Genomic DNA, 19,838 nt, shown 5'->3' with positions numbered 1-19,838 from the left:
TATTATCACTCCTATTTAATTTGATAAAATAATTTTTTATACAATAATCATGTTTTAATGCTATCTATTTAAAGCATTGGAATATTACGGAGAGTTCTCAATTCTCCTGTTTTAAGGCTGTTAATCACCTGAATCTCAAAACATCTTAATATTACAATGATATACAGTGTTCCATTATAGTAGAATATCCTAATATGGTGAATCATTCTATCTCACTCATTTGTACAAAAATAAAAAAATTTTATCCTTGTACAAATGAGTGAGAAAATGCTGTTTTTCATGCTATTTAACTAAGAAAATACAACTAGGAAATACATTCAGATATTTCCTAGTTATCTACCACTCCATCTAACTAATGTATAGGAATACGATGAATCAATTTTTACTTCTAAATACAGCAGTTGATTTTCCGGTAATATCTCTCCCCCTGTATGAATCCAATAATGCTTGTTATCAGACATATTCATTACACTTGTCAGTCATTGTTTTCGTCTTATCACTTTTGCAGTACACTTCACAAAAAACATATTTTCTACATTGGGTACTCCTCGTTGAACTGGACAAATGTCTTCTATGTTTTCTCTTTCTAAAAGAATCGAAACTAGTTCTGGAAAGAATCCCTATATTCTAATAGTCCCTCTGGTATATCCTCATCACTTGGAAATGGAATATCATAAACCGCCTTATCATACTCCACTTCTTCTATAACTTCATGTTTTAACTTGTTACCCTCTTCCTTATCGAGATTCTCATGAACCGATGTAGTAACTAGGTTATATACACTTTCTACATCCTTTTCTAAGTTGATTTCTTTCGTTGGAACAATAACACGCTCTTGTTCCCTTCCGACAGGTCTATTTTCTCTTGGGCACCAATAAACGGGTCGTTCCACCGGTTTATTTTCCCTTTCTTTTTTCTTGGCTTCTTCTATTAAAAATTTTTCCTTTGAATTACAAACTACCAAAAACACATAACAAAATAGACCGATAAAAATTTTTGTAAACATGATATTCCCTCCAAGTTCTTTTTTGCAATAAAAAAAGAAGATCCAAGTATATACATCACTTAGCTCTTCCTTTTCCCCTCTATACACTACCTCGATATAATTAAAATGGTAGTTCATCATCTGTAATCTCCGATAGCTCATCCAAAACAGCGAATATATCATTTGAATCTTAGGATTACTCTTTTGTTTCCCGCTCTTTTGGGTCATCTAACACTTCCAAAATGTTATCTTTTTTCATACCTATCCTTCTTTATTTTTCAGTTTCATAAACCACTTCTTCATAATCAAAGAAATAAGCTTTCACCTTACGTAGAAATGTACGAAACTTTGGTTCTGCAATGATTCTTGTACTATGATAAAAACTTTGTTGTGCGACAAAGCACCATAAGATGACATAGCCTATCTTCATTTCCTAAATCCCTTCAATATAACGCAATTTCTTGAATGGCTTCTTTTTCATTAAGAGTATTTAGTTTAAAATATTGACATTTACCATTTAGCATTATAATTTCAACTTCAAAACATCCTCTCATTTGATTTACTCTCGCTCTGGATTTAGATGACATTGCTGGTGCAGCATATGACTTCTGAATTTTTTCCATTCGTATTTTATGCCCCTCTACTGTTGGTACTAGTTGTAAGTGTCTACAATCTTTTTTCATTTTATTATCTCTTCTACTATTAAATTTGTTATTTTATGAATCATTAGTAAACCCACCTGCAAACTTGAAAACAACACAAAAAAGGCTTCTTCAAGTCGATTAATAATGTGCATAGCAAAATAAGCTATATATACACTAATCGGCTCAAAGAAGCCCTTTCACAATTGAAACAAGACGTAACTTGCTTCTACAGCTCAACCACAACACAAGAAGGTGTGGGAATAAACGGAATCAAATAAACTAACAATATAACCATATATTACACAATCGTGATAATAGAATCAATATATTTTCTAAGTTTCAACGTATTCCCCGAAAGAATTCTCCTTCCTCAAACGTGCGAAGGACATCTAAGGAGTGGTACACCCCGAAGTAACGCTCAGGGAGTCAAAAGCTTACTTTCTCCGTCGCGGAACTGAGAATCTCCCACTTCAGGCTTTGCTAAGTGGCGTGTAGTTCACGATAAATTTGATCCTGGGGATATGAATACTAAATTTACTCTCAAAAACAGAAACCTAACTTCATATCTGCTGAAAATAAACATAAGAAAAACGTTCTACTCCATATGAGTAGAACGTCTTCTCACTTTAATTCATATATTTTTTTGGACTTATTTATTTTGTTTCGTATTTAAAAAATTAATAAATTCATCTTCATTTACAGGCTTACTGTAGTAATAACCTTGAATTAGATAACATGCATTTTGTTGTAACACTGTTAATTGCTCCTTCGTTTCTACCCCTTCTGCTATTACTTTCATATTTAAAGTATGGGCTAACGAAATAATAGTTTGTATAATTTCATCTCCATCATTTGAAGTTCCAATCCTATTCACAAATTCTCTTGGAATTTTCAAAGTATCAATTGGATACAAAGGTAGATACGCTAATGAAGAATATCCTGTACCAAAATCATCAATTGATAAATGTACACCATATGATTTTAATGCTTTTAACTTCGATAAAGTTTCTTTTTCATCTACCATTGCTATACGCTCTGTTAATTCCAAATCAATCGAGTTAGCTGGTACCCCTACTTCTTCTATAATAGATATGACTGTTTGAACAAAGCCCTTTTGCTCAAACTCTATAGCTGATAAATTTATACCCATCTTTAAATTTGAATAGCCCGCAGAATGCCATTCTTTCAGTTGCCGACACGCTTCCTGTAACGTCCATTTCCCAATTGAAATAATCTGCGACGTTTCTTCCGCGATAGGTATAAACTCAAAAGGTGAGATTAGCCCAAGCTCTGGATGTTGCCAACGTATTAAAGCCTCTGCACCAATAACCTTACCTGCCTTACTATCAACTTGTGGTTGATATAATAAAAACAACTCATTATTTTCAATTGCATTCGGTAAATCCTGCTCTAATCGTAATCGTCGTGTTATTTTTTGAGATAATGTCTCGTCGTACATACAAACAGCATTGTTACCTTTTTCCTTTGCGCTATACATGGCAATATCAGCATGTTGTAAAAGTGTAGTAGTGTTTATTCCTCCAAACGGATACACTGCTATTCCTATACTAAGAGATAAGTAAAAACTATGCTGATTTACTACAAATGGTTCCTCAGTTATACGAAACAGAGTTTCACATAAATCCAATAGCTGTTGTTCTGTGTGGTTATGGACTATGACTGCAAACTCATCTCCCCCTATTCTTGCTAAAGGAATAATTGGTGACAGACATGTCCTAAAACGTTTGGCAACTTCTTTTAAAACCCTATCACCAATTGAATGTCCCATTGTATCATTAATGGTCTTAAAACGATTTAAATCTATATACAAGAGTCCAAATTCACCCTGCGTTTTTTGTGCACGCTCAATGGATTTTTCTAATTCTTGTTGGAAGAATATTCGATTTCCAATCTCCGTCACTGTATCATGGAATGCTAGATAGTTTATCTTATCTTGTTGTTGCTTCATTCTCGTAATGTCTTTTACCATTACATAACTCCCAAAAGTTTGTCCTTCTATCATAATAGGAACAATGGTTACGCACCAAAAATGAATGTTCTTCTCATTATTGTTTTTCACCCGTAATTGTAACGAAGTCGAACTGCATCGTTTTCCTTCCTGTAGAACTGCTTCCAATTCAGATCTATCTTCATCTAAAAAAATCGAAAAACATTCTTTACCTATTAATTCATCACTGTTTTTTCCTAATAACATACTTCCAGCCTGGTTTATATTTAACACAGTACCATTTGAATCAATCGTTAAAATAGGATCTGGATGATACTCATATAAGGACTTAAATCTCTCTTGATTATTAACCAAGTCATTGGATTTGGTTATTAAATCTGCTGTTCTTTGAGATACTTTTTGCTCTAATTGATTATTAAACACTTTTAATGTTTCGGTTAAATCTTTGTTTTGCATTCGTACAATTGTATGACGAATCAGTACAAATACAAAGGCAATACAATTACCCGTAATCAGTGTAGATGAAGAAGTTTGCTCTTTCAAAGTAAAACCAATTAATATTGCAACTGCAAGATAAGGGAATATGACAAGAAGTTTCTTTCCAAATGTCGGATTAATAATAAAATAATTTCTTCTAGAAGATGCACTCCTTGGGATAGTCGCAGCAATGGCAATAAATAATAGAAAAACTCTATACAAACACCTTAATAATATGAGTGAACGATGTGATAAATCATCTTGTAAATAGAAATATAAATAGTCCGTAATAGACAATCCAGTTAATACTAAGATGAAAATAAATAATTTACTTTTCGCATTAAAAATTGCTGGTCGAAAAATAAGGCTAACTCCTAGTAAAAGAAGCAATAGATCTATAATTGGAAAAATAAACGAAAGAAAAACATCTCCAATTGATAAGAATAAGATATTTGCAGAAGGTTTATTAAATAAATACCACTCTAAGGTGAAAATAGCAGTAACAACAATACATAAATCACAAATCAAATACGCTTTCTCCCATTTGTTACATTCCATCATGATTTTATAAAAGAACGCAAAGAGAAAGAAGAATAAGAAAAACAACAAAAATACATCAGAGATATTAAAATTTTGTATTGGTAATTCTATATTAAGTACTTGAAAAGCAGATATAAAATTCCCTATCAAGAAACACCCTATTGCAATAGTAATACAAGCCCAAAACACTCCTAACTTAACTTTTCTGGATACTATAGAATAGAGTAATGAAATAAGTACAATAGTTTCAACAACTAAAGATGAGAGTCGTATATTAAAATCTGATACAAAATAATGATTTGGAAAAACAAATAAAAATATAAAACAAAAGCTTATATAGAATATAAGAGCTATTGTTAATAAGGTAAATTGCAAATGAGAACGTTTAAACAATATATTCACCTTCTTAAGTCTTTCATCATTTTTATTAAATTAGTTTCTAATTAATATTTATATTATGAGCATTTTAAAAGATTTCTTTCAAAATAATGCAACTTTCTTTATACTAAACCTTCAAATATTTGAAGGTTTCATAAAATGAATTACAAAGAATGTGAGCAACCATGTCCTCAACACTATCCATTATTTTTATAGCAACTATGTATAGAATGTTTCCTTTAAACTAATTGTATTTTGACCATCTGAATTATCTAGCTTAACTATCTTCAAACTAAAATTTCTAGTAATAACTATTCATGGTTTATTGTTCATAACTTTCTATAGTACTCATTAAGTACACTAACTAAAACACCGACTTATTTATAATCCTTAATAAGTCGGCGCTAGTATAAATTATAAAACTAAAACATATGAATACGAAACATCCTGTACGGTATGCTTTATAGTCCGTATCTCACAAACCTATACGGGTGATGGCACACCGTAACCTTACACATCACCAATACCAGAAATGGAGTTCACCTTTGATAGTAAGAATACCTCGAACGCTAATCAGCTTACCCTTTTAGGAGTCGGAGTGTTAATTATTATAGTCTATATTCAGATACATTAGTTCCTTTCCATTCATAATAATCTAAAATTCCTTCATAAATAGCTTCAGCTGCAATCTGTCTGCCGCTTGCCGTAGATAATTTACTATAATCAATACCATTATCTATAAAAGCCAATTCCGTTAACACAGCTGGCATATCATTTTCTCTTATAACATGAAGATCTCCATGTTTAACGCCTCTATCACGCGTTTGAAGAGCCTCTACTAAACGTGTTTGAATTTTTTCCGCTAAAACACGGCTTTCTTCTACATGAGGATTTGTTTTTTCGGATTCAGAAGAATTATAGTAGTATGTTTCTGTCCCTTTTGCATTACCATTAAAAGCATTTGCATGAATGCTTATAAAGATATCACCCTCATTTTGCTTAGCAAATTTAACACGTTCCTGTAAAGAGCTTTTTTGATCATGTCCAGGTCTAGTATCAGATTCGCGAGTTAATAAGACTGTAAATGGTGTACGCTTTTCAAGTAATTGTTGTAGACGTAAAGAAGTGTCTAATACGATTTTACTTTCGGGCAATCCTTTTGTGGGCTTTCCAGGATCTGCGCCACCATGTCCAGGATCAATAATGATTGTTTTACTTTCTATAGGATTTTTCGGACCAGATTGAAGGGTATCTGTTTTGGCAGTAAGTTGTGCGGCCTCTGCACGTGTTATGAATCTATTTGGTTGCCAACCATTATCAGTACCAACGGAAATCTTTAAATCAATTAAAATATTGGCAAACTTTTCACCCCAATGTCCTTTTAAATCATTAAATTTACTTTGCACATTACTATTTGTTCTATCTTGTAGCTTATATGCATTTACTAACATTGCTGCCATAGCAGCACGGGTAACTTTTCCTGAGGGATTGAATATTCCATTTCCTTCACCGTTAACTATCCCAGCTTTTTCAGCAGCAGCAATATAAGGGGTTGCCCAATGATTTTGAGAATCTGTAAAAGAAGGTTTTGCATTTGTATCAACATGTATACCTAGAACTTTTGTCATAATTGTTGCAGCAGCAGCTCTATCTAATGTATCACTTGAACCAAAAGTGCCATCTGGATACCCACTTAATACTTTTTTATCAACTAAATAATTAACAGATTTGTCAGCCCATGCAGGAACATCTGGGAATTTGTGAGTATTTGCAAATGCACTAGATGAGTAGGATAGTAGACTCCCAGCAAGAATTCCTGTAGCAATTAATTTGTATTTCAAAATGTAACACTCCTAAAAAATTATTACAAGTTGGTAAATGAATCATTTACAGTTAAGCTTATAAGAAATATGAATTAGTTTAAAAGATAGATTAAGTTGTTCCCATCAATATATTACGTATAAGTAATTTTATTTGAATTAAACTATTATTTCGAAAAGAATCCACCGACATACACTTATAGCTTGGGACTATTCGATATATTTGCCAATCGTGTGTAACTAGTATAGTTACTTATACATATAAGTGTCAATTAAATAAATCTTACATTTCTGTAAGGTAACTATATTAATAATGTAGTGATTAATTATTAAACATGGTGAATAATTACTTGTTTTAATAAATATAAGAGTTAATATAAATGTTTCTAACCCTATGAAAGGAAAGGTTACTTTCCTCGTAGACCTGAGAAGCTCCCACTACAAGCTTTGCTAAGTGGGGAGTAGTTCTCTGAAGATTAAAGAGCTTTTATACCTACTTCTTTTAACTAAATTGTATCCTTCTTCTTATTTAAATATATACGGAATTTATATACTTCATTTATTAACATATGTTGTATCTCACTTTTTCATTGTATATCTACAGTACAAAAAATAGGACACACCTTACCTTTAGATAGATACTGGTGTGTCCTTTATATAATATATTTAATTAGTATTTTTAAATCACGGTAAACCTTAAATTAAAAAACAATAGCAATTACTTAGGTTCTACTTGTACACGCATTACTTTATCAGATTTTGAATTCATAATTCTAACCCTATAGTCCCCTTTTATATAGTAGTTATTCATAGTATGTTTCTCTACTGCTTCTTGAATTTCTTGATCTAAATTTAAATCAGGAGCTAATAAGGTAACCCATTTTTTCGTTAGTTCCACAACGGCCTCATTATCATATAAGGATTTCATTTCAAAATCATTTTCAGCTGGTCCTTCAATAAGTAATTGCGCACCAATTGAATCTGTTGGAAGAGGCATACCTTCATCTACTAACTTAATGCTTAATCCGATATTACTAAATTTCAAATTAGTATTATATTTTTTATTAATATCACGAACTAAACTTTGTGCTTGATCTGAAATTGAAATTTGTGAAACTTGTAGCATGTTTAATGCAATTTGATTATAAGTAACATCATTTGTCACTAAAGATTTATCGAGGTATGCTGGTAAATTAATCTCTGATTTTGTTCCCTTCTTCGCCCCAGTTGTTCTCTCTTTCTTTGGTTCTTGCTTCACTTCTGGTTTTACTTCTGGTTTTACTTCTGGTTTCACTTCTGGTTTTACTTCTGGTTTTACTTCTGGTTTCACTTCTGGTTTCACTTCTGGTTTCTCTACTTTATTGATCACATTATATAAGAACTGCGAATATTGTTCGCGAGTTACAATTACTTTAGGTTCAAATATACCATTTCCTGTGCCTGCGCTTAATTTATTTTCTTGCAGTGCACTGATTGCTTTCGTTGCCCAATAATTTTTATCTACATCTTTAAAATTAGTTATTGAATTCGCTTTTAATTTAAATGCATTTGTAAGAACTACTGCCATTTGTTCACGAGTTAAGCTATCATTTGGTCCAAATTTACTATTTCCATATCCAGTCATAACTCCTTTTTTTACCATTGCTAAAATTTCTTTTTCAAACATATTACCTTTTATATCTGTAAATGGATTTTTAAAACTTGAGTCTACATCCTGTGGTTTTAAATAATTGTATAACATTCTCGCTACCTGACCACGTGTGACTTTATCTCCAAATCCAAAAGTATCATTTCCATAGCCATATACAATTTTTCTACTCGCTAAATCATTAATTGCTTGTTCAGACCAATGATTGACTGGAACATCATTAAATATTTTCTTCTCAGCCTGTACACTATTCAAAGTCGTTAATGTGGCTGTAGTAATGACAGCACCTGCTAAAATAATTTGTTTAAAATTCATAATTAAATCTCCTTTATTTTTATGAAATGATTCTATATATATCGGTTCATCATAAGAAATCCAAGATACAAACGAGGAGAATACTGAATATACTATAACTTTAATTTATTTAAATATTACGTTTAATATAAAATCATTCTTTATATTAATTTTAAGTTCTCCAACTATCCATACGAAATTATGACTAATAAAACTGTATCCTATACATATAAAGCTAATAGTTACACGTGTTTTTGTTTTAAAATAGATACACATCTTTTTTAGTTAAAAGTATTAGTATACACAGTACTTACAGATGAATCGCTATTGCGTAATTAGTATAGTTACTTATATATACGAGTGTCAATTAAAGAAATCTTACATTATTGTAAGGTAACCATATTAATAATGTAGTGATTAATTATTCACCTTGTATAATAATTAATCACTATATTATATAGAATAGTTGAGAAAAATGTTTCTAATTCCATGAAGTAAAGGAACTTTCTTTAGATTAAATAATATCAACGAAAGAATTTTTTATATCTTTATAAACAAATTTCACAAAATTCAGTGCATGAATGAAACAAAAGATTATGTTTTAAAGTAATTAATTCAAAAAAGCCTTGTAACATATTACAAGACTTTTTGAATGGGTATATACATTATAGATGGATAATTTTATTTTCTTAAAATTAAGACCAAACCCATTGCTCTTTATTTGTATTCTGTTTAATTTTATCGTTAATTTTTTGAATATGGTCATACGTTGTTTTATCCATTCCATGGAAATTAGATCCATCATGAAAATCTACTCGAACCATATCACCTATATTAAATTGTTGCCCCTGCGTTAACTCTACATAAACAAGATCATTTTCCCCATTTTTAGAAGGGTATGTGACAGCTACATAATCGGTATAATCTTTGTCTATTTTTGTGATTTCTCCGATTACAAAATTAGGTTGACCATCTTCTTTTTCATACATTCCTGGTTTCAATGTAGTAGCTTTTTTTTCTAAAGACTCAGTACTAGTACTATTTATTGAATCATTAATTTGAGTTTTAACTTTTTCTACTTTTGCATTTACAGCTATAGGTGGTATGGATCTTGCCCAGAAATCACTTTCTACTTTCACTAAGTCATTAACCTTAAATTTATGAGTATTTTTTAGAGGGACACGAAGATCTGCTGGATTTCCGTTATTATCTATATATGTAACTAATAATTCATTAGAAGAAACTTCACTTACATGCCCAACTGTATATTTCTCATAGTTTCCAGGAGCTAATTCAAAATGCTCCACAGTATTAGCTGTTAAACTTGTAGTAAATGCGTTTTGAAGTAATGGACCATTACTATTCACTTTTACATATTCACCTGGCTTTACATTGGCTTGAAAACCAGTATATATAGTTACACTTTCATTTAATTCTTTACTCTCAATAACAAAATACTTTGATTGTGCTTCTATTACTTTCCCCTCAACTGTAGTGTTGAACTCTTGCACAGCTGCACTTGCTGTTTTTGAATCTAATCCTGGTATATTGCTTCCTGTAAATGCTGCAATTCCTAATGCACCAGCTAAAATGACTTTCTTCATATGCTAAAACATCTCCAATCATATCTATTTACTAAATGATTTTAATTATCAATTAACATGTAATCATTATAGTTACACCTTTTGAAGAACGTCAATAAAAATAACCTTACACTTTTGTAAGGTAATAAGGTTAATAATATAGAAAGGAAATTTTTCACGAAGTAAAGTTTTTATGTTTATTATTGATTAAAAATGAAGACAATCCACCTATCTGGGGTGATTGTACAGTTTATTAGCGAATCATATCATTTATTATAACACCTAAATTTTCACTAATTTGCTAACTTAAAGAAAAGAAAATAGCCAATATTTAATATTAATACAAACTTTTCCGTTTGCATGGCAACTTATTAATCTTTATGGGCGATTTGAGTTTAATAAACAACAAGAGTTTGTTGACATGGATGCATTTATTCAAGAATTATCGCGATCAAAGTTACTATCTAAAATACAGTAAATAGTATATTCGAAGTAATTCATTAGAAATTTTAGGAGAGTATTTCTTATTCGCCTTTTTCAGGGGATGTGCAAAAATACCACACATACAAATCTAAATTATTTAATCTACTCGATTATTTTCAATGATTAATTGATAACGACCAACATAGATATAATCCAACCTGTTGCACCATTTGGAAAGAGGCCACCGTGACTGTTTAAATTTAAAAACTCCGCAGTATGATGACCAAATAATACGAATAATAATAGAATTCCAGCGAAGATAAAAACTACAATAAATTACTAGTAAATAATGCTAAATATCCCTCTTTTATTTAATCTAGAGGGCTCTCTCATTACATAGGATTAAAAAGAAATTTATTCATCCTTATAGTTATTATAATGAGTAATTATTCACCTTATATAATAATTACTTACTATATTATTAACATGGTTATCTTACAAAAATGTAATTCTTTTTTAATTGACACTCGTACATACGAGTAACTATACTAGTTACACACGCTTGGTGAATATATCAAATAGTCCCTTACTACAAGTGTATGTCTGTGAATTCTTTTCGAAATAATATTTTGAATCAACCGTATATTATTTATCTGTAATATAGTGATGATACCAACCCAATCTATTAAACTAGGTCATATTACTTATGAGTTTAACTATAAATGATAGATTTACCAAGCTGTAATAATTTTTAGGAGTGTTACATTTTGAAATACAAATTAATTGCTACAGGAATTCTTGCTGGAAGTCTACTTTCCTACTCATCTAGTGCATTTGCAAATACTCACAAATTCCCGGATGTTCCTGCATGGGCTGACAAATCCGTTAATTATCTAGTTGAGAAAAAAGTATTAAGTGGGTATCCAGATGGCACTTTTGGTTCAAGCGATTCATTAGATCGAGCAGCTGCTGCAACAATTATGACAAAAGCTCTAGGTATACAAGTTGACTTCGATGCAAAACCATCCTTTACAGATTCTCAAAATCATTGGGGAACCCCTTATATTGCTGCTGCTGAAAAGGCAGGAATCATTAAAGGTGAAGGAAATGGAATATTCAATCCCTCAGGAAAAGTTACACGTGCTGCTATGGCAGCAATGTTAGTAAATGCATATAAGTTACAAGATATTACAAATAGTAATGGACAAATTACGTTTGATGATTTAAAAGGACATTGGGGTGAAAAACATGCAAACATTTTAATACAAACAGAAATTTCTAAGGGCACTGAAGATGGAAATAGCTGGTCTCCTAATAGACCGATTACTCGTGCAGAGGCTGCACAATTTCTTGCAAAATCTGATCAAATCCACCACCAAACAAAACAAGTAGAAAATACTGTAGTTGGAGTAATAAATGATGCAGACCCTTATTATGTGACTGTTACATATAAAGATGCTAATGGAAATAGTCAAGAAGTTACTATAGACTTCCCGAATGGTAGTAACTCTAACTTTAAAAACGGGGACAAAGTTAAAGTTGCTAACAAAAATCAATGGAAACATCAAAAAATCTATGGACAAACTGTATTTTACACTGATGTAAATTCTATTTCTAAAGTAAATGAAGAATCTAACAAACAACAAGAAAACCATGTAGTTGGGGTAATAAATGATGCAGATCCTTATTATGTGACTGTTACATATAAAGATGCTAATGGAAATAGTCAAGAAGTTACTATAGACTTCCCGAATGGTAGTAACTCTAACTTTAAAAACGGGGACAAAGTTAAAGTTGCTAACAAAGACCAATGGAAACATCAAATAATCTATGGACAAACTGTATTTTACACTGATGTAAACTCTATTTCTAAAGTAAATGAAGAATCTAACAAACAACAAGAAAACCATGTAATGAGTAAAGATAAAGAACAAAAACTCTTAGCACAACTAAAAAAACGTTCTGGTACAGTGACAAAAAAATCTGAAGATAGCCTTGAAATTTCAAGTGAAAACCAAACCATTCGTGCCCATGTTAATCCAAAAGTACTACCAAACATTCAGATAGGTGATACAGTAAATGTTTATGCTCAAGCATTTGAAATGGACGTTATTCTTTTAAAGGATTTACCTTTTGAGGCAAAGAACGCGATTATTCAAAAAGGAAATGAACAAAGCATTTTGGAAAATCAATACGAAAAAATTACAGGAAATGTAGTACAAACATCGGAGAATTCAATTTTGGTGTCAAGTAACAACATAACTTATAAAGTTGAAACTTCAACCGAAGTATTACAAGATATTGTAATCGGTGATACGGTGAACGTTTATGCTGCATCTTTTGAGTTTAGCCCTATTTTACTTGCTGATGTTCCGGTGAAGGCTATTTCTCCGATTGTTGAAAAAACAAATTAATGTTCAGCATTCTATAAATTTGTTGACTTCATCCGAAAAGAACTCCTAAATAACATAGGAGTTCTTTTTATGAAGTTCTATTTTTTCTATCGTGCTCGTAAGACCTAGTTTATTAATCGTGATTTACTATCTGTCCAACAGTAACTATCTTATTTTTATTTCTATAAGTTTTTATCAAGAGACAGAGCTTAATTTACCCTTCTTTCTTTGATCTCCCCCACTCTCACTTCTAAATAAAGTGAACGTGTGGAATTCAACTGTTAAAAAAATCAAATTTTATGAATAAGGAAAGGCGCATGAATTATCTGAGGTGAAATTTAAAGGTTACCCTTATAATTTTATAAATCAAAACATAAAAATTCGCTTTAATGTATTACTTAGAGCATTTAACGAGAAAAAAAGCCCTTAAAAGTTGCACCATACATATGCAGCTAATCATTTTAGCAAAAACAAAGATTGATGATTGAAAACCGTGAAGCTATTGAACGCTTGTAACACCGTCAATTAGAAGATAGTGATAGCTAACATAATGTACTTTAACTAAAAATGGAACATATTAAGATTTTTATAATATTATTAGGAGTGGTAGATTCAAATGAATAAATTCACTAAATTAGTCGCTGCTGAAGATTTTTCAGAGAATGTGTGGACAAAGAAAGATTATATCGTTTTACTTTTAATCCCATTAATATTATTTGTAGGCTTTATCACTCAATATTTCTCAGTAAAAAATCAATTGTCAGCAATTATTGATACCAGTTTACGCATTATTATGTTTATTTTCCTTATGGTTGTTTATGCTCCGATGCTTCGTAGACATTGGAGTAAATTTAAACTGGCATGGAAACGTTCCGTTCTATTAGTAATTGTTGGTGGTGTTCTTTTACAAATTATAGTTAGTTTGATTCGCTCACTTATTCCAAGAGTTAGCACCAGCTTAAAAACAGATGTACCATCTTTAATTGACCCTTTAACCGCAAGTCCTGAAATGTTCATGCTCTTAATTTATATCGCTTTAGGTCCTATTGTTACAGGATTAATTGAAGATACTGTTTTTCGTTATACACTTCTCGGTAAAATATTTCAGGGTAGTTTTTTTAAAAAAGCATGTATTATCATTTTGAATTCAATTCTTTTCGGGTTAATTCACTATTATAATTTCGGGAGCGTAATAGGTACAATTCCCTTCATGTTTGCAGGTCTATTTCTAAATCTAATATATCTATGGACTAAAAACATTTGGCACGTGTTATTAATCCACACTGTCAATAATGCGGTCCTTACAATAGGGGCGCTATTAATCATAGTTATCTTACGACTACTTGGCCTAAAGGCATAACAGCGGAATAATGAACAAGCATAAAAGCCTTAAAAGAGTATTTCTCTTCTAAGGCTTCTTTTTAACGTATTCCCCGAAAGAATTCTCCTTCCTCAAGCGTGTGAAGGGCGTAGCCCAATAATAGGTGAGTCCTTCCCCTATTCCTTAGTACATATTGTTCCATATAATAAGGATGCAATTGAACACAAATCGAATACCATTAACTGTTTTCGCAATTAAGATTTCTTATATTTTATCATTTTAGCCAAGAAGACTCCTTCCTCAAGGAACGCGAAGTGAGTAGGTGGGAGATGAATTGGCTTCGAACAAGGGATGGCAGGAAGCCATCTCAATTGTTCAACATACATAAAGTGTTACTTCACTATCCATCGAATATATGTTTGGTGTATAATAGTTATATACCGAAATGGAGGCGAATCAAATGATAATTAATAAAGCCTTTAAGTTTCGTATCTATCCAAATCAAGCACAAGCAATTCTAATTAATAAAACGATAGGTTGTTCTCGCTTTGTATTCAATCATTTCCTATCCCTATGGGATCACGCATATAAAGAAACTGGAAAAGGTTTAACATATGGTACATGCTCTGCCAAACTTCCTGCCATGAAGAAAGAGTTTGTTTGGCTCAAAGAAGTGAATAGTATTGCGATTCAGTCGTCTGTTCGCAACCTTGCGGATGCGTATACACGCTTTTTCAAAAAACAAAATAGTGCCCCGCGTTTCAAATCCAAGAAGAATAACGTACAATCTTATACCACAAAACAAACAAATGAAAACATTGCCGTTGTAGGAAACAAAATAAAATTACCGAAACTAGGTCTTGTTCGATTTGCCAAAAGTCGTGAAATAACGGGACGTATTGTAAATGCTACAGTTAGACGGAACCCTTCTGGTAGATATTTTGTGTCACTATTAGTTGAAACAGAAGTACAAGAACTTCCGAAAACACATTCTTACATTGGGATAGATGTAGGACTAAAAGATTTCGCCATTTTGTCAGATGGAACACCCTATGAAAATCCGAAGTTTTTCCGATTATTAGAAGATAAGTTGGCGAAAGCACAGCGTGTTCTTTCTAGAAGAATGAAAGGATCTTCTCGTTGGAATAAACAACGAGTAAAAGTAGCTAGAATTCATGAATACATATCAAATGCTAGAAAAGATTACTTAGACAAAATCTCAACTGAAATAATCAAAAGCCACGATGTTATCGGTATAGAGGATTTGCAAGTATCAAATATGTTAAAAAATCGTAAGTTAGCAAAAGCAATTAGTGAAGTATCTTGGTCACAGTTTCGAACCATGTTGGAATATAAAGCAAAATGGTATGGCAAACAAGTCATTGTCGTATCGAAAACATTTGCTTCCAGCCAATTATGTTCTTGTTGTGGATATCAAAACAAAGACGTTAAAAATCTAAACCTACGTAAATGGGACTGTCCTTTTTGTCGTACACACCATGATAGGGATATTAACGCAAGTATCAATATAAAGAATGAAGCAATAAGGCTTCTAACCGCAAGGACTGCGGGGTTAGCCTAATCGATTAGAGTTCGATAGAACTCTTTACTTAGGAATCCCTCACTTCTAAACGAAGTGAAAGTGGGGGGAGTTCAATAACATAGATTACACTCCACTTTCATCTCCCACATAAAATTGGAGTTTCACACCTTCACATTTTTTGAGAGAGGTATATTATATTGGAAAATGATGAAGGCGTTACGTAACATAAGCCTTCCTTTCTCAATTAATTCATTCTCATCCCTGCTGTACCTACTTGTTAAGTATTCCTCTACCATTGAATCAACTATTTTCTGAGTAATTTGCCCAAATAATATTGGTAGTTTTAATAACTTCTTTAATCGATACACCTGTTTTGATGGTGGGTCTATCCCGTTGCTTAACCATCTATGATGATTTACATAATATTCATAGCCATACTTTCTAGAACAATCCAATACTATTTTATACTTCAAAAAAGACCATGAAAACTCAAATATGCTTTCTCTCCCCTTTGTTCTAGCTGTATGTGAACTACTGGCCACTTAACGTCCTAACTGGGGGCTTCTCGGTTAATCATTACTTTTAATAGCTAACTCGTCCTAAGACAGCCGAGCTAACTCCCTTGTTCCAAAGGTTATTTTATTGCTTTTTACGCTAACTTTAATAGGCGTATTTAAGAGCTCTGCCTAAAGTCTTCTCTTTTTAATTCCTTCTAATATTAAAAAATTTACTGTATTAACTTCATCCAAAAAGCACTCCTCAATAACCTCGGAACACTTTTAAAACATTTTTTATTAAGATTACATAACCTAGTATACTCCCCATACATTACTACCTGTCTAACATCAACTACCCCTTTTTCTTCCGTCTTCCTCATTTTTTGGTAACAAGAATCTCACTGCTGGTCCTTTTAGATTTTGGATTGTCAAATGCTAGGTTTATTGGTTAATGCGAAAATAACCCTATCCACTAAGTCTTCTGGCATCCATTCATGATTTTTATCATTTGTTTCATCCGTCCCTAAAGAATCAATGAACTTCTTAAACTTTGGAAATAAAACAATAGAAGTGATCCAATGTATCGTATGATTTATAGAGAAGAAATGAAAAACCTCTTGTTTTTCACCCTCCTGTAATATTTCTTTTAACTGTTCAAAACTACCAATTAAATAAGGTTTAATCTTTTCTAATCTGGAACTTTCCTTAATAATCTCCTCATATGCCAATGTTCCAATTTCAGGATTCTCTTTTATATGTGTAGTAAAGACTGTTAAATATTCTCTTAGGGCATTGATAGGATTTAACTGATTCTTCTCAAGAAAATTGGGTAACTCTTTAACAAGACCATATTTCTTAAATACCTCATAATATAGGTTTTCTTTCCCATTAAAATAGTAAGAAGCCATAGCAACATTCACTTTCGCTTCTTTTGCAATTTCCTGAATGCTCGTACCTTCATAGCCACGTTCTCCAAATTTCTTCTTAGCAGCCTTTAAAATATTTTCCATCGTCCGCTCTCTTGATTTTCCCATTCCCCACACCTCAACTAGTATATAGCTCATTTCAAAAGTTCAATAAGGACTTTGAATTGATTATCTTTTTAATTAAATTTAATTATATGTTTAAAATGATAATTTAACAATCGATGAATTCTTAATCACTTTGAGCAATTCATTACACAACCAATATTTTAAAAACACAACATCTTCTGAACATATTTTTCTCCTACTTCATCAAAAAAGTATCCATTTAGAATCCATACGACAAACAGACAGGCATCTATTAGATAGATAGTGAAATAATACTGACAAATTGTCTGGCAACATTTTATGTATGTCGAACAAGTAATATGGCTTCCTGCTCTTCCTTATTCGAAGCCAATTCATCTCTCACCTACTCACCGGGCTGTGGCCCTTCACGTTCCTTGAGTAAGGAGTCTTCTTGGCTAAATGATAAAATGAATAGCACCCAATTACTTCATTCTACTATCTAAATTAGTGAAAGATTTGGTGACAAATGTCTATTTTCAGCTTAATCTCGTGTGCGAATGAAAAAAAATAAGGATCAAATCTTATCTATTTTACGAATAAGATCTGATCCCTTCATTGCATAATTTTAGTTTAAAAATGCCACATTACTCATGTCTTGATAAAATAATCATCCATCAATTGTATTTCATTTATTGATTAGATTTGTTTAACCTCAATATAAGGTCCTTTAATGTTTAACTTGTTAATATCATTTGAGATATTACCTACAGTTGTTTTTTCATTAAACGTATAGACTTTTTCACCATTTACAAAGATACCCCAATTTTTATCTGCATAACTGATACCATATCCAGCATTGCTAGATGTAGCTTTGAGTTGATTTCCATTCATTGAAAAAGATAATTTACCTTTTCCTTTGTTAAGTTTTTCATTTACACTATTGATACCATTCTTTTGCTCTTCAAGGGCTTTTTGATTATCAAGAGTAACTTGATGTTTGTTCCAGTCTAATTTATAGTGGTTTGTAAAGAACTCATTATATGTATCCTTGTTGTTTGTTCCCCACCATTTTGAACTTACCCATTCAATATTGTACTGATCTGAAATTCTACGATTTGTTATTTTTAAATCTGATGTAGCTTCTGTTTTATCAGCAGTAATAACCGCTACTACGTTTGGAGAAAAACCATATCCTGTTAAAGCTGGTACTGTATCTTTTGAAACAAAATTATTGGTTCCTTCATTATAACTACGTGATTTCATGAATAGTTGGTTACCATAGAAAGTATTGAATGAATCACGATTATAAATTCCCCACTCCGGGAAATTAAATGATTGGAATCCTACTTTCCAATTTAATTTTTTATCTGTCTGAGTCTCTAATACTGTTTTATAATCTGCTTGATCGTAAGATACACTTTCTTTCCAAGCATAACTACCTGTAATACTCGCTTCAGCATTTGGTCCTTTATCATTTACCCCAACTTTAACACTTCCACCAAGTGTATACCCTACTTCAGAACTAACCTTTGCTGAAGTCATTGTATTAACTGGGGCAGCTTTATGAAATTGAGCACTATCATCACTTGTTATTTCTGCTTCCGTATGATACGCTGATGGCCATTTTAATCCGCCATTATAGTATCCGCCATTAATTGTATATTTAGCATCTATATTACTACCATCCGTAGTAACAATTGCAATCTTTTTATCTGCGTACGGATCCTCAATAAAGGAAACCTTTATTGAATTTTTGATATTCTGCTTCATGTCATAAGTAGTTTTAAAACTATTATAGACCTTCCCACCATTTTGAAGATTTTCTACAGTTCCCTTAGAATCTGCCAATGCAGATGTTGTTTGTAAGCCAAATGTTCCTGACATAATAACGGAAGCTACCGCAACACTTTTAGCTATTCCTTTTGCTTTTTTCATACAAACAGCCACTCCTTCTATAAACATATTATTTTTAAATTTCAATATTAGAGATAGTTTCATAACAATATAATGTAGAAATTTATAAATCTTTATGACATTAACTAGCAGCACCTGTTTCGCTAATTTTCATCTCTCTTATTGATATCTATTATCAATATTATTAAAACACAAGATAACGATTTAAACAACAATTTTAAATTTATATTTAAAATTGTTGTTTAAAAAGAAGCACAAAAAATTATAGGTATTCTTTACTCCTCATTTCTTCTTGTGTAACTATTCGCATAAAAAAACCTAATCCTATAATACGTTCTTATTCACAACTAATTTAATTACAATTTATTATTTATTCTAAAATTTTTATAAATCTCTATTTTGGTTATTTTAAAAAAT

9 protein-coding genes and 2 pseudogenes are annotated in these 19,838 nt (G+C 31.6%); 3 read left to right on the top strand and 8 right to left on the bottom strand.

Features of this window, described 5'->3' with window-relative positions; all coding sequences use genetic code 11:
* Positions 1-332: 332 nt before the first annotated feature.
* The 6 genes and pseudogenes from QCI44_RS29265 to QCI44_RS29240 all read right to left on the bottom strand — a co-directional run bounded on the left by QCI44_RS29265 (position 333) and on the right by QCI44_RS29240 (position 10,359).
* Positions 333-1,006: pseudogene (locus QCI44_RS29265) on the bottom strand (transposase).
* A gap of 250 nt (positions 1,007-1,256) precedes the next feature.
* Positions 1,257-1,668: pseudogene (locus tag QCI44_RS29260) on the bottom strand (DUF6018 family natural product bioysynthesis protein).
* A gap of 610 nt (positions 1,669-2,278) precedes the next feature.
* Positions 2,279-5,008, bottom strand: a complete 2,730-nt coding sequence (locus tag QCI44_RS29255) for an EAL domain-containing protein (protein WP_353811614.1) — start codon at positions 5,006-5,008, stop codon at positions 2,279-2,281.
* Between the two features lie 593 nt (positions 5,009-5,601).
* On the bottom strand, positions 5,602-6,834 hold the full coding sequence (locus QCI44_RS29250) for an N-acetylmuramoyl-L-alanine amidase (protein ID WP_353811613.1): 1,233 nt from the start codon (positions 6,832-6,834) through the stop codon (positions 5,602-5,604).
* Between the two features lie 697 nt (positions 6,835-7,531).
* Positions 7,532-8,776: an S-layer homology domain-containing protein gene (locus tag QCI44_RS29245; RefSeq protein ID WP_353811612.1), complete on the bottom strand. Its 1,245-nt coding sequence runs from the start codon at positions 8,774-8,776 to the stop codon at positions 7,532-7,534.
* A 674-nt stretch (positions 8,777-9,450) separates the two neighbouring features.
* Positions 9,451-10,359, bottom strand: coding sequence for a hypothetical protein (locus QCI44_RS29240; RefSeq protein ID WP_353811611.1), 909 nt, complete (start codon positions 10,357-10,359; stop codon positions 9,451-9,453).
* Positions 10,360-11,528: 1,169 nt separating this feature from the next.
* Between QCI44_RS29240 and QCI44_RS29230 the strand changes: the two genes are divergently transcribed.
* The 3 genes from QCI44_RS29230 (at position 11,529) to tnpB (ending at position 16,057) form a co-directional block, all read left to right on the top strand.
* Positions 11,529-13,175, top strand: coding sequence for an S-layer homology domain-containing protein (locus QCI44_RS29230; protein WP_353811610.1), 1,647 nt, complete (start codon positions 11,529-11,531; stop codon positions 13,173-13,175).
* Between the two features lie 595 nt (positions 13,176-13,770).
* Positions 13,771-14,514: a CPBP family intramembrane glutamic endopeptidase gene (locus QCI44_RS29225; protein WP_353811609.1), complete on the top strand. Its 744-nt coding sequence runs from the start codon at positions 13,771-13,773 to the stop codon at positions 14,512-14,514.
* A 421-nt stretch (positions 14,515-14,935) separates the two neighbouring features.
* Positions 14,936-16,057 (top strand): IS200/IS605 family element RNA-guided endonuclease TnpB, encoded by a 1,122-nt coding sequence (tnpB, locus tag QCI44_RS29220; protein ID WP_353811608.1) that lies wholly within the window; start codon positions 14,936-14,938, stop codon positions 16,055-16,057.
* An 886-nt stretch (positions 16,058-16,943) separates the two neighbouring features.
* On the opposite strand, the gene hlyIIR is transcribed toward tnpB, so the two are convergent.
* Positions 16,944-17,549, bottom strand: coding sequence for a hemolysin II regulator HlyIIR (hlyIIR, locus tag QCI44_RS29215; protein WP_098986860.1), 606 nt, complete (start codon positions 17,547-17,549; stop codon positions 16,944-16,946).
* 654 nt (positions 17,550-18,203) lie between these two features.
* The gene (hlyII, locus tag QCI44_RS29210) at positions 18,204-19,442 is read right to left on the bottom strand and encodes a hemolysin II HlyII (protein WP_353811607.1); all 1,239 of its coding nucleotides are present in this window, start codon (positions 19,440-19,442) and stop codon (positions 18,204-18,206) included.
* Between the last annotated feature and the right edge of the window lie 396 nt (positions 19,443-19,838).

This window comes from Bacillus cereus group sp. RP37, assembly GCF_040459695.1.
Taxonomy (GTDB): domain Bacteria; phylum Bacillota; class Bacilli; order Bacillales; family Bacillaceae_G; genus Bacillus_A.
This window is presented reverse-complemented; position numbering and strand designations above follow the sequence as displayed.

Excerpts from the sequence above, each read along its gene's own strand:
- hlyIIR (WP_098986860.1), bottom strand. The coding sequence starts at position 17,549 with ATGGGAAAATCAAGAGAGCGGACGATGGAAAATATTTTAAAGGCTGCT.
- hlyII (WP_353811607.1), bottom strand. The coding sequence starts at position 19,442 with ATGAAAAAAGCAAAAGGAATAGCTAAAAGTGTTGCGGTAGCTTCCGTT.
- QCI44_RS29240 (WP_353811611.1), bottom strand. The coding sequence starts at position 10,359 with ATGAAGAAAGTCATTTTAGCTGGTGCATTAGGAATTGCAGCATTTACA.
- QCI44_RS29225 (WP_353811609.1), top strand. The coding sequence starts at position 13,771 with ATGAATAAATTCACTAAATTAGTCGCTGCTGAAGATTTTTCAGAGAAT.
- tnpB (WP_353811608.1), top strand. The coding sequence starts at position 14,936 with ATGATAATTAATAAAGCCTTTAAGTTTCGTATCTATCCAAATCAAGCA.
- QCI44_RS29245 (WP_353811612.1), bottom strand. The coding sequence starts at position 8,776 with ATGAATTTTAAACAAATTATTTTAGCAGGTGCTGTCATTACTACAGCC.